This window comes from Rheinheimera pacifica, from assembly GCF_900108485.1.
GTDB lineage: Bacteria > Pseudomonadota > Gammaproteobacteria > Enterobacterales > Alteromonadaceae > Alishewanella > Alishewanella pacifica.
Genome location: NZ_FNXF01000010.1, coordinates 18,569 through 31,562, shown reverse-complemented (window position 1 = coordinate 31,562; position 12,994 = coordinate 18,569). Strand labels below are relative to the sequence as shown.

Here is a 12,994-nt window from a genome sequence, read left to right as displayed (position 1 = left end):
CTACAAACACAAAGCTGACAAACGGAGAATTTTAATATGGACATTCTGCAACAACTGCAGCAAGCCCCTAAGCGCTGGCTGGTTACCGGTTGTGCCGGTTTTATCGGTTCTAATCTGGTAGAGGCACTGTTAAAAGCCAACCAGCAGGTAGTAGGGCTGGACAACTTTGCTACCGGCCATCGGCGCAACCTTGATGAAGTGCAAACCCTGGTTAGCCCGGCGCAATGGGCTAATTTTAGTTTTATTAACGGTGATATCCGCCAACTGGAACACTGCCAGCAAGCCTGCAGTGGCGTTGACTATGTGTTGCACCAGGCTGCTCTGGGTTCGGTACCGCGCTCTATTAACGACCCCATTACCACTAACGACACCAATATCAGCGGCTTTTTAAATATACTGGTGGCCGCGCGTGACGCCGGGGTAAAGCGCTTTGTTTATGCTGCCTCCAGCTCTACTTATGGCGATCATCCGGCATTACCCAAGGTCGAAGATGTTATTGGCAAGCCGTTATCGCCTTATGCTATTACCAAATACGTAAACGAGCTATATGCCGATGTGTTTTCCCGCACTTATGGCTTTCATAGCATTGGCCTGCGTTACTTTAATGTGTTTGGCCCAAGGCAAGACCCTAACGGCGCTTACGCTGCGGTGATCCCCAAATGGGCTGCCGCCATGATCGCCAACGACGATGTAGTGATTAACGGCGATGGCGAAACCAGCCGCGATTTCTGTTTTGTTGCCAATGCGGTACAGGCCAATATCCGCGCAGCGCTGGCCGATATCAGCCAAAGCGAAGTGTTTAACGTGGCCCTTGGCGATCGCACCACATTAAACGAGTTATTTAATGGTCTGGCCCAAAGCCTGGCCGACAATGGTATTCACTATACCAAGGCTGCGCAATATGGTGAGTTTCGCTCAGGTGATGTGCGCCACTCGCAAGCCGATATCAGTAAAGCCAAAACCATGCTGGGCTATGCGCCCGAGTATCGCATCCGCGATGGCTTAAAACTGGCCATGCCGTGGTATATTCAGCAGCAATAATTTCTGTTTTTTTAATAATGTTAAGTAAATGGATTTACAAAGGATTTTTAGTATGAGAAATATCGCAGACAGTCAGTTAGCTATTATCGGCCTGGGTTATGTTGGCCTGCCACTGGCCGTTGAATTTGGTAAGCACTACACCACTTTAGGTTTTGATATTAATACAACCCGTATCAGTGAGCTGAATAAGGGCGAAGATCACACGCTTGAAGTGAGCAGCGAAGAGCTAAAACAAGCCGGTAAACTCAGTTACAGCAGTAACCTGGAAGATTTACGCCGCGCCAATGTCTATATTGTTACCGTGCCAACGCCGATAGACGAGCATCGTCAACCCGATTTAACCCCACTGATTAAAGCCTCCGAAACCTTAGGCAAAGTGATAAAAGCCGGCGATGTCGTGATTTACGAATCTACCGTTTACCCAGGTGCGACCGAAGAAGACTGTATTCCGGTAATCGAACGTGTCTCCGGCCTTAAATATAACGTCGATTTTTTCGCTGGCTACAGCCCCGAGCGGATAAACCCTGGCGATAAAGAGCACCGTGTTACCACCATTAAAAAAGTTACCTCGGGCTCTACGCCAGACATAGCCGAATTTGTTGATAAGCTGTACGGCAGCATTATTACCGCCGGTACTTATAAAGCGAGCTCAATCAGGGTAGCAGAAGCCGCCAAAGTGATTGAAAACACCCAGCGCGACTTAAATATCGCGCTGATAAACGAGCTGGCGGTAATCTTTAACAAACTCGGTATAGATACAGAAGAAGTACTGCTGGCAGCCGGCACTAAGTGGAACTTCCTGCCGTTTCGGCCGGGCTTGGTTGGCGGCCACTGTATAGGGGTAGATCCTTACTACCTAACCCATAAAGCTCAGGCCATTGGTTATCACCCCGAGGTTATCCTGGCGGGGCGGCGTATTAACGACAGTATGGGCCGCTATGTGGTAAGCGAACTGGTAAAAGCCATGGTAAAACGCCGCGTACATGTGGCCGGTGCCAAAGTATTAATTATGGGCTTAACCTTTAAAGAAAACTGCCCCGATATCCGTAACACCAAGGTAGTGGATATTTTAGCTGAGCTAAAAGAATATGGTGTTACAGCCGATGTATTTGACCCCTGGGTAGATGCAGCAGAAGCGCAGCACGAATACGGCATTACGCCGGTGCAGCAGCCAGAGCAGGGCGCTTACGACGCGGTAATCCTGGCCGTTGGCCATAAGCAGTTCCGTGAACTGGGTGCTGAGGGTATCAGAGCCTTTAGTAAGCCCAGTGGTGTGTTGTACGATTTAAAATACGTACTTAGCGCTGCCGACAGCGACTTACGGCTGTAAATTTCTGCCGGGTAGTTTTTACCTGGCAGCTTTTGCCCTGTAGCTATAGCGCTGATACGTTATAATCAGCGCCTGTTTTACTAATGCAATAAATAAATGAATATTACACCTACCTGTTTAGCCGGTTGTTTACTGTTGCAGCCAAATCGCTTTAACGATGAACGTGGTTTTTTTCAGGAAAGCTTCCGCGCTGCCAGCTACTCTAACGCTGGTATCACAGAGGCGTTAGTGCAGGACAACTGGTCACGCTCGGTAAAAGGTGTGCTACGGGGTATGCATTTTCAGCGCAATCAACCCCAGGGCAAACTTGTCAGCGTGTTACGCGGCGAAATTTATGACGTTGCTGTAGATATCCGCAAAAATTCAGCCACCTTTGGCCAATGGCAGGGCGTAGTGTTATCTGAGCATAACGCGCAACAATTGTGGCTGCCACCGGGCTTTGCCCATGGTTTTCTGGTGCTGTCAGACGTTGCTGACGTAATCTATAAAACCAGTAGTTACTATAACGCCGCCGATGAAGCCAGTTTTTGCTGGAATGACCCACAACTGGCCATTACCTGGCCGGCACTACCACAGTTGCTGTCGGCAAAAGATGCCGCAGCATCCAGCTTTACCGCAGCACTGGCATGAAGCTGTTATTACTGGGTGCTAAGGGCCAGCTGGGGCAGGCCCTGTTGAAACAGCTACAACAGCTGCAACAGTTTCAGTACCTGGCGCTAAGCCGCGGCCAGCTGGATATTACCGACCTCAGCGCTGTTGCTACTGTCATGGCACAGTACCGGCCTGATGTGGTAATAAATTGCGCTGCTTACACCGCAGTTGATAACGCCGAGCAGCAAGCTGCCGCATGCATTGCTGTTAATGCCACTGCTGTAGGGCAACTGGCTAGGCTTTGCCAGCAGTACAACAGCTTATTGCTGCAGTTCTCTACCGATTATGTGTTTAACGGCCAAAGCAATAAAGCCTACACAGAGCAGGATATTGCCGCACCGCTTAATGTGTATGGTCACTCTAAGTTACAGGCCGAGCACTTCATACAGGCTACCTGCAGTAAATATGTTATTTTGCGTACCAGCTGGCTATTCAGTGAATTTGGCCATAACTTTTACCGCACTATGCTAACGCTGGCACAACGCGGCCAGGTAATTCAGGTGGTAAATGATCAATTCGGTTGCCCCACTTACGCTGGGGATCTTGCCGCAGCGGTGCTGCAACTTTTGCAACGCTATCAGCAGCAGGGCAGTTTAGCCTATGGTATTTATCATCTGGCAGGCAGCCCGGCAGTTAGCTGGTACCAGTTTGCAGAAGCTATTTTTGCCGCGCATCAGCTTAAGGTTAATATGCAGGCTGTTAGCAGTACTAAGTGGGCATCATTGGCATTACGCCCCGGAAATTCAGTGTTGAATTGTGATAGGTTTGCAAACACTTTCAGTATTAATAGCCTAGCTTGGGGGCCAGCATTAGACTGCCTTGTTGCAAAGTTTCAAAAGGACGGCCAGAAAAAATATAGTGGTTAATTACCTGTTCAGAGGTCTAAAGACATTATTTAATCTTATCCAATCAGGTTAATGCCAATACCTAGTAAATTAAGATAAATAGATAATTAACAAAGAGTGGCCAAAAAGAGTACAGAACCACCGGTAGACAGTATAAAAACACGATAACATTCGATTAGTCAGCAAAAAAACGGTAAAATTCTGCAGTTTTTTGCCAATATTGTGGTCATAACTGTTGCTTTAACCACAAGACTTTATAAAACAGCTTCACTCTCACAGATATCAGAAAATTACTAGCTGGTGTCGTTTAGTGTTTAAGGCTGTTAAAAATATAAAATCAAGACCAACAACACTGGAGTTTTCGGGTGCTTAAATTTGTTCAGCTAGTCTTAATAGCCAGTTTACTAAGCCTGGTAACACTGCAAGCTTATGCAGTAACGCCATCGCCTGCGATGATCGAGCAGTTCAAAAAATTACCCAGTGCCGAACAGGAAAGACTGGCTAAACAATATGGTTTCGATGTTTCTTTGCTGCGACAAGGACAAAACACAAGTTCGACAGCGAACAACCGGAGTAACTCTGTAACAGAGTTAACCCAAACCAGACGTGATGAGCAACAGCTTGCTGGCGCGCGACAGCAGCCCAAAAGCGACGAAGCAGAGCGTTTTGGCTTAAGGATGTTTGATGCTGAAATAAGTACTTTTGCACCAGTATCTGCTATGCCAGTACCTGATAATTACATTTTGGGGGCTGATGACCAGTTACTGTTGCAGTTGTTTGGCAAACAAAATAATGAAGTCAGACTTACGGTTAGTCGTGACGGCAAGGTTTTTGTGCCTGATGTTGGGCCTGTTACGGTTGGCGGACTAAATTTTTCTACCGCGGCTAATTTGATAGTTGAACGCGTTCAGCAGGCTAGCATAGGCGTAAATGCAGCCATAAGCATGGGCGAACTTAGAACTATCAACGTATTTGTTGCCGGTGAGGCAAAGTATCCTGGTGCCTATGCAGTTTCTGCTCTTACAACCGTTACTCAGGCTTTATTTACGGCAGGTGGTGTGTCTGATATCGGTAGTCTACGTGAAATTACAGTAAGACGTGCAGGTGCAACGGTGGCACAGTTTGATCTGTATGACCTATTACTCAGGGGCGATAATAAAAATGACGTACATTTACAACATGGCGATGTCGTTTTTGTTGCGCCGGTAACTACCCTTGCAGAAGTGCGCGGAGAGGTAAAGCGACCCGCTATTTATGAAGTAAAGTCAAAAGAATCATTGGGCGATTTACTGTCAATGGCCGGTGGAACAAAAGCCGGTGCTTACCCAAGAGCTGCCGTATTGGAGCGATTTGACAATAATGTTCGTACTCTGCAGAACCTTGATCTCACAGATACTAATACTCGCCAGATGCGCATAAATAGTGGTGATGTCTTACGTGTAGATGCTGCATCGCTGCAAGCAGAAAACCAGATCGTTATTGCAGGAGCCGCAGCAAGGCCGGGTTTTTATGCCTGGCGTAGTGGTATGAAAGTAACCGATCTGATCCGTAATCACTGGTCAGATTTGTTACCTACCGCCGATCTGGATTATGCATTAATTGTACGTGAAGGTACGCCAGGTACTATCACTGAGTTTTTACAGTTCAGCCCAGCTAAAGCTATTGCAAACCCAAGTGGAACAAATGACCTGCAATTACAACCACGCGATCGCATTCTCTTGTTTCATTATGCAAACGAAGCATTTGAACGGACAAAATTAGATACAAAGTTACGCGATAATATTACAGAAAAGCTAAAGTCAAACAGCGATCAACGCTGGTTAATGGCTGATTTAACAAAAAGTGCTTTTGAATTGTTAGCAGAAAATGAAGTTCCATTACCTCCTAGTAGTGATGCTATCGAGATTCCAACTGAACATTTATCAGTTGAAGAGCAACATCGATTGCTAACTGCAGAGTTAAGCCATATTTTTAGCAATTTGTTTACCAACCCGAAAGTACTATTGTTGAGTAAACATCTTAGTCGCAAAGAAATTCTCTACCCCATATTACAACAGCTACGTTTGCAATCCCGTAATGATAATAGTCTCGCAACTGTTTCTGTTACCGGTGCGGTTAGAGTTCCGGGTGAATATCCGCTAAGCACAGGATCCCGTGTAAGTGATCTTATTGCAGCCGCCGGGGGGTTAACTGATGCTGCATATATTAATCAGGCAGAGTTGAGCCGGGTAATTAAACACGCTGACAATCGTAATGGTGTCGAAGTTAGCCATAAACGTCTTAACTTACAGCAACTGTTCTCAGAAAATGATAGTGATAATATTGCATTGCAAAGCCGTGACCGTCTGAATATTTTTAGTGTACCTAATTGGACATCACAACGGGAAATCACGTTGGAAGGTGAGGTACGGTTCCCTGGTACGTACACAGTTCAACAAGGCGAAACATTATCGCAGGTAATTGCCCGTGCCGGTGGTGTTACTGAGAACTCCTTTTTATTTGGCGCAGTGTTTACTCGTGAACAGATTAAGGAAAAAGAGACAGTACAATACGCAAAACTTGTTGAACAGCTAAAGTCAGATGTTGCCACCAGAGCATTAGCAGCTCAAGGGAATCAAATTGCTCCGGCCGATGCTATGTTAATGTTAAGAGAAATTGAAAGAATCAGACCGATAGGGCGTCTGGTTATAGATTTGGAGCAGGCAATAGCAGCAAATCCTGCATTTGACATTAGTGTTGAAGATGGTGACAAACTTATAGTACCGCGTGTTAATCGCTCTATAACTATTGTGGGTGAAGTTCAGCACGTTGGTACGCATCGTTATGATGCCGCTCGAACAGTGCAACAGTATTTGCAATTGGCAGGTGGTTTGCGTAAACGTGCAGATGCTGAGCGAACTTATGTTATTCGTGCAGATGGGTCTGTTATGGTGCCAACAAACAGTTGGTTTGCCGTATCTAGAGGAGAGCTCAAACCTGGTGACACTATTATAGTGCCGCTGGATACTGAGTATAAAGATAACCTCAGCCTGTGGGCGCAGGTAACACAGATTTTCTATCAGAGTGCAGTAGCTCTAGCAGCGCTTAATTCGTTCTAATTTAAAAGCAGTGGTGCGCGTAACAACTGGCTGGCGCACCGATACAGAAATTATTAATGGTGGCAGGGCAAGTTAGTCACTTATGAAGGATACAGATGATAGAACAACAACTAAAACGCCAGCATGCAAGTGACGAAATAGATTTACGGGAACTATTCGCTGTTATCTGGCAGGGTAAGTGGATAATTATCGCGTTCACTATTGTTTGTGCAGTGGCGTCAGTATTTTATTCACTGCGGTTGCCTAATATTTACAAAAGTGAAGCTCTGCTTGCTCCTGCGGGGGATAGTTCTTCTTTAAAGGTTCCCGGTCAGTTGGGTGGGCTTGCGGCACTTGCAGGTGTTAACCTGGGAGGGGGCAGTGATAAAACTAGTCTTGCTTTGGAAGTAATTAGATCCAGAGAGTTTATTGGGCGCTTTGTTGAGAACCATAATTTGCTAGTTCCGATTATGGCAGCTACAGGCTGGGAAAGAGATAGTAACTCCTTGATTATAAATACTGATCTGTATGATCCTGTAAATATGCAATGGATAAGAAAGGTTTCTGCACCACTGCAATCTAAACCTTCTTTATTAGAAAGTTATGATAGATTCATGAAATTTTTTAGTATATCCCAAGATAAAAGTAGCGGCATGATAAGGCTTTCCGTAGAGCATTATTCGCCATTCCTCGCTCAGGAATGGGTTTCTTTGTTAGTAAAAGACATAAACGAGGAAATGAGAACACGCGAACTTGTGGAGGCGCAAAAAAGTATTAACTACTTAAACCAACAAATAGCCCAGACGAATATAGCTGATATTCAAACAATGTTATTTTCTTTAATTGAAGAGCAGACTAAAACTATCATGCTCGCCAATGTACGTGACGAATATGTTTTCAAAACAGTTGATCGCGCAATTGTTGCTGAAAAAAAATCAAAACCGTCAAGGGCGCTAATTTGTATTATGGCTGTGATGTTGGGCGGTTTTTTAAGTATGTTGTTGGTGTTAGTTCGCCATTATTTTAAATAAAATTTAGCTAAGAAAGTTCATTCACATTTAGGGTTTTTATGATTTTCAGACGGGTTGCAGTTATTGGGCTTGGTTACATAGGGTTACCTACAGCAGCGGTTTTTGCATCGCGCAAAATTCAAGTGATAGGCGTAGATGTCAACCAAAAAGCGGTTGATACCATTAATGAAGGCAAAGTTCATATTGTCGAGCCGGATCTGGATATCGTAGTGCATGCTGCCGTAACTCAGGGGTATTTAAAAGCAACAATAATACCTGAAGCTGCCGATGTTTTCATCGTCGCAGTACCTACACCTTTTAAAGGTGATAACCACGAGCCAGACTTAAGCTATATCGAAGCTGCTAGCAATGCTATAGCGCCAGTGCTGGCTAAAGGGAACCTAGTTATTCTCGAATCTACTTCACCTGTTGGCGCAACAGAACAAATGGCTGTGTGGTTGGCAGAAGCCCGCCCAGACTTGACCTTCCCACAAACTCATGGTGAAGAATCTGATATTCGCATAGCTCATTGTCCTGAGCGTGTGCTGCCTGGTCATGTAATGCGTGAGCTGATCGAGAACGATCGAGTTATCGGTGGAATGACAGCTAAGTGTTCTAACCATGCTGTTAATTTATACAAGACTTTCGTACAAGGTGAGTGTGTGATTACCAATGCCCGCACCGCAGAAATGGCAAAGCTTACCGAAAACAGTTTTCGCGATATCAATATCGCTTTTGCCAATGAACTCTCGATGATCAGTGACGAGCTTGATATTAATGTTTGGGAGCTAATTAAGTTGGCTAATCGCCATCCGCGGGTAAACATCCTGCAGCCAGGCCCAGGCGTAGGCGGCCACTGTATTGCAGTAGACCCTTGGTTTATTGTTAGTAAAACGCCAGAGCGAGCCCAGCTAATTCGCACCGCTCGTGAGGTAAATAACAGCAAGCCGGAATGGGTTATTGACAAAGTAAAACTGGCACTTGCCGATTTTCTACAAGCTAACCCGAATAAAACAGCCAAAGATGTTACTATTGCGTGTTATGGTCTTGCGTTTAAGCCTGATATTGACGATTTACGCGAAAGCCCTGCTATGTCGATTGCACAGCAGCTTATCGCATTGCATACCGGCCCTGTGCTGTTGGTAGAGCCAAATATTGACAGCGTACCAGCCAAGTTAACCGGACAAACTCTGTTGAATGCACAACAAGCCTTTACCGAAGCAGACGTTCACATTTTATTGGTTGATCATAAATTGTTTCGGTCAGAAAAGCCGGCGCAAGGCATAGTTGTTGATACTAAGGGCATTTGGCTATGAAAATTCTGGTAACCGGTGGTGCCGGTTTTATTGGCTCTGCAGTCGTTCGGCATATCATCAAAGATACTGACGATAGCTTGGTAAATGTTGATATATTAACCTACGCTGGCAATCTTAATTCGGTTGTAGAGGTCGCAGCTAACAGTCGTTACAGCTTTGAACAGGCAGATATCTGTGACACTACGGCGATGGCTGCCTTGTTTGAAAAACATCAGCCCGATGCGGTAATGCATTTAGCGGCTGAGAGCCATGTCGATCGCTCTATTGATGGCCCGGCAGCCTTTATGCAAACCAATATTGTTGGTACTTACGCACTGTTAGAGGCTGCACGTAATTATTGGAAGGCGTTACCGGAAGCGCGTAAACAGGCATTTCGTTTTCACCATATTTCCACTGACGAAGTCTATGGTGATTTACATGGCACAGATGACTTATTTACTGAAACCACACCTTATGCGCCCAGCAGCCCCTATTCGGCCAGTAAAGCCAGCTCAGATCATTTAGTTCGGGCTTGGCATCGTACTTACGGTTTGCCGGTTATCGTTACCAATTGCTCAAATAACTATGGCCCTTACCATTTCCCGGAAAAGTTAATGCCGCTGATGATTCTCAACGCGCTGGCCGGTAAGCCATTGCCTGTTTATGGCAAGGGTAATCAGGTACGCGACTGGCTGTACGTAGAAGATCATGCAAGAGCGCTGTACAAGGTAGTAACCGAAGGCAAAGTAGGCGAAACCTACAATATCGGTGGCCATAACGAAAAACAAAACATCGAAGTGGTACACGCCATCTGCGAGCTAATGGACGAGTTGGCGCCAATGCATCAGCGTGGCTACCCACTCAACACTAAACACTCATCACTCATCACTCACGTGACGGATCGTCCGGGACATGACTTACGCTACGCCATCGACGCCAGTAAAATTGAGCGTGAACTGGGCTGGAAGCCGGAAGAAACGTTTGAAAGTGGCTTACGCAAGACAGTTGAGTGGTATTTAAACAATAAAGACTGGTGGCAAGCTGTGCTTGACGGCAGTTATCAGTTAGAACGCTTAGGGCAGGGAGCTTAAAGTATGAAAGGTATAATATTAGCCGGAGGCTCCGGTACCCGGCTTTACCCCATTACCCGCGGTGTGTCTAAACAGTTATTGCCGGTATATGATAAGCCGATGATTTACTACCCGTTATCTGTGCTGATGCTGGCCGGTATTCGTGACATTCTTATTATTACCACGCCAGATGATCAAGCTGCGTTTCAGCGCCTGTTAGGCGATGGCAGTGACTTTGGTATTCATCTCAGTTATGCAGCACAAGCTAGCCCTGATGGTCTGGCCCAAGCGTTTATTATTGGGGAAAAATTTATCGGCAACGATAATGTCTGCTTGGTGTTGGGTGACAATATTTTCTATGGACAGAGTTTTAGCCCTAAGTTAAAACAAGCAGCAGTCAGAAAGACTGGTGCGACGGTCTTTGGTTATCAGGTACGCGACCCGGAGCGTTTTGGCGTAGTGGAGTTTGATGCCAACCGTAAAGCAATATCCATAGAAGAAAAACCGGCCAAACCAAAGTCAAACTATGCAGTAACCGGGCTGTATTTTTATGACAATAATGTTATCGATATCGCCAAAAGTATTGAGCCTTCAGCACGTGGCGAGTTAGAGATCACTTGTGTAAACCGTGAATACCTTAACCGGGGCGAGCTGAATGTCGAAATGCTTGGCCGCGGCTTTGCCTGGTTGGATACCGGCACTTACGATAGCTTGCTTGAAGCGTCCTCTTTTGTGCAAACGATTGAGCACCGGCAGGGTTTTAAAGTCGCAGTGCTCGAAGAAATTGCCTTTATTAATGGTTGGTTATCAGTAGTGGATATCAGCCGTATTGCCGATGCTATGGCGAAAAACAGTTATGGCCAGTATTTAGCTGAATTGGTAAAAACAAAATGATCCCGGTAAATAAGCCTTATCTCCCAGCATTTGAAAAATATACTAAGTACCTTGAACGTGTTTACAACAAAGCCTGGCTAACCAACAACGGTCCCCTGGTACAAGAGCTAAAGATCCGCTTAGAAGACTATCTTGGCGTTAAAAACCTGCTACCGGTAGCTAATGGTACGCTTGCCATGCAACTCGCCTATAAGGTTTTTAGCCTTAAAGGCAACGCTGTTACAACGCCCTTTACTTTTATTGCCACCAGCAGTAGCCTGGCTTGGGAAGGCATAACGCCCAAATTTGCTGACGCAGACCCGAAAAGCTATAACCTGTGCTCCAAACAGGCTAAAAACGCTATAGACGAACACACCAGCGCTATAGTGCCGGTGCATGTATATGGCAACCCTTGCGATGTGCAGGCATTTGAACTGTTGGGTAAGCAGCACAATGTTAAGGTAATTTATGATGCGGCGCATGCTTTTGGCATAAAACTGGGTGACAGCAGCGTACTAAATTATGGCGATGCTTCAACCTTAAGTTTTCATGCTACTAAGGTGTTTCACAGTGTCGAGGGCGGTGCTGTTATTTTCAAAAACAGTGACGACTACGAACGGGCAGTATTAATGACCAACTTTGGTATTGATACCTCGACAGGTAACATCGTTGAAGCAGGTATCAACACCAAAATGAGTGAAGTTCATGCGGCTATGGGTTTAGCTGTACTGGACGATATTGAACAGATTTTGTCGCACCGAGTAGCCTTATTTGAGCAGTATCAGCACCTGCTAAAGGGACTCGTTCAAATGCCAACCTGGTGCAGTGCGGCATCTTTTAACGGAGCTTATATGCCCGTAACTTTTCAGACATCGGAAATTTGCACCAGAATGTTGGATTTTCTGAAGCAAAACCATATCATTGCCCGGCGATACTTTAATCCTTCTATTAATGAAGTAAGTTTATATCGAACTGGTACAAGCCGCTGCCGGGTTTCTGAAGATTTGTCCAGAAGAACGTTATGTCTGCCTCTATACTATGATTTAACTATCGCAGATGTTGAGCTCATTACTAAGGTTATTGGGGAGGGAGTCAAGTGAAGCTAGCGGTGATGCAGCCATACTTGTTTCCGTATCTCGGATATTATCAGCTGGCTTTTTGTGCAGATGTATTTGTGTTTTATGATGACGTTACCTACATAAAAGGTGGTTACATTAACAGAAACGCTATTCTTAGCCAGAATAAGGCACAACGTTTCACTATTCCGGTTCCCGGAGCTTCTTCAAATGTACTTATTAAGGATCTGGATTTTTCACCAGATGTAAGAAAGGTGCTGTCGAGCATTCAGCAGGCCTATTCCAAATCACCTTTTTTTGCAGATGTTTATCCAATTGTGGAGAAGGTTCTTACGCAGCCTAGTCGTAATGTAGCTGACCTTTGCAGGAACAGTATTGCTACAGTGTTTGAATATCTTGGTATTAATAAACAGTTTCACTTTTCCAGCCAGCTTAGCTATGACAGGACGCTAAGCCCTGCTGGCAAACTTGTTCAGATGTGTAAGCTATTTCAATGTGATGAGTACATAAACTCTCCCGGGGGAAGAAACTTGTACTCTGGAAATGATTTTTTGTATCATGATATTACGCTGAATTTTATAAAAATGAATGAAAAAAAATATCTCCAATCTGGTTCAGTTGATTTTACTCCTAATCTGTCGATTATAGACTTGTTAATGAACTGTAGTAAGTGTGATGTCATTGATATGTTTGAATCATATACACTAGAAAGTTAGGTATTCTATC

11 protein-coding genes are annotated in these 12,994 nt (G+C 45.1%); all 11 read left to right on the top strand.

Annotation, left to right across the window (positions count from 1 at the left end; genetic code table 11):
- Positions 1-36: 36 nt before the first annotated feature.
- The 11 genes from BLW68_RS13065 to BLW68_RS13015 all read left to right on the top strand — a co-directional run bounded on the left by BLW68_RS13065 (position 37) and on the right by BLW68_RS13015 (position 12,984).
- Positions 37-1,041, top strand: coding sequence for an SDR family oxidoreductase (locus BLW68_RS13065; protein ID WP_092794004.1), 1,005 nt, complete (start codon positions 37-39; stop codon positions 1,039-1,041).
- A gap of 52 nt (positions 1,042-1,093) precedes the next feature.
- Positions 1,094-2,371 (top strand): Vi polysaccharide biosynthesis UDP-N-acetylglucosamine C-6 dehydrogenase TviB, encoded by a 1,278-nt coding sequence (gene tviB, locus BLW68_RS13060; RefSeq protein ID WP_177172238.1) that lies wholly within the window; start codon positions 1,094-1,096, stop codon positions 2,369-2,371.
- A gap of 96 nt (positions 2,372-2,467) precedes the next feature.
- Entirely contained in the window at positions 2,468-3,001 is a 534-nt protein-coding gene (gene rfbC, locus BLW68_RS13055) for a dTDP-4-dehydrorhamnose 3,5-epimerase (RefSeq protein ID WP_092793998.1), read from the top strand.
- Positions 2,998-3,888 (top strand): dTDP-4-dehydrorhamnose reductase, encoded by an 891-nt coding sequence (rfbD, locus tag BLW68_RS13050; RefSeq protein WP_092793994.1) that lies wholly within the window; start codon positions 2,998-3,000, stop codon positions 3,886-3,888. The genes rfbC and rfbD overlap by 4 nt, the downstream gene beginning before the upstream one ends.
- A 344-nt stretch (positions 3,889-4,232) precedes the next feature.
- A complete protein-coding gene (locus BLW68_RS13045; RefSeq protein ID WP_245728339.1) occupies positions 4,233-6,965 on the top strand; it encodes an SLBB domain-containing protein in 2,733 nt (910 codons plus the stop codon).
- 95 nt (positions 6,966-7,060) lie between these two features.
- The gene (locus BLW68_RS13040) at positions 7,061-7,975 is read left to right on the top strand and encodes a Wzz/FepE/Etk N-terminal domain-containing protein (RefSeq protein WP_092793991.1); all 915 of its coding nucleotides are present in this window, start codon (positions 7,061-7,063) and stop codon (positions 7,973-7,975) included.
- A gap of 38 nt (positions 7,976-8,013) precedes the next feature.
- Positions 8,014-9,270, top strand: a complete 1,257-nt coding sequence (wecC, locus tag BLW68_RS13035) for a UDP-N-acetyl-D-mannosamine dehydrogenase (RefSeq protein ID WP_092793988.1) — start codon at positions 8,014-8,016, stop codon at positions 9,268-9,270.
- A complete protein-coding gene (gene rfbB, locus BLW68_RS13030; protein WP_092793985.1) occupies positions 9,267-10,340 on the top strand; it encodes a dTDP-glucose 4,6-dehydratase in 1,074 nt (357 codons plus the stop codon). Before wecC ends, rfbB begins: the two co-directional genes overlap by 4 nt.
- 3 nt (positions 10,341-10,343) lie before the next feature.
- Positions 10,344-11,213, top strand: a complete 870-nt coding sequence (gene rfbA, locus BLW68_RS13025; RefSeq protein WP_092793983.1) for a glucose-1-phosphate thymidylyltransferase RfbA — start codon at positions 10,344-10,346, stop codon at positions 11,211-11,213.
- Entirely contained in the window at positions 11,210-12,292 is a 1,083-nt protein-coding gene (locus BLW68_RS13020) for a DegT/DnrJ/EryC1/StrS family aminotransferase (RefSeq protein ID WP_092793981.1), read from the top strand. Before rfbA ends, BLW68_RS13020 begins: the two co-directional genes overlap by 4 nt.
- The gene (locus BLW68_RS13015) at positions 12,289-12,984 is read left to right on the top strand and encodes a WbqC family protein (protein ID WP_177172237.1); all 696 of its coding nucleotides are present in this window, start codon (positions 12,289-12,291) and stop codon (positions 12,982-12,984) included. The genes BLW68_RS13020 and BLW68_RS13015 overlap by 4 nt, the downstream gene beginning before the upstream one ends.
- Positions 12,985-12,994: the final 10 nt, after the last annotated feature.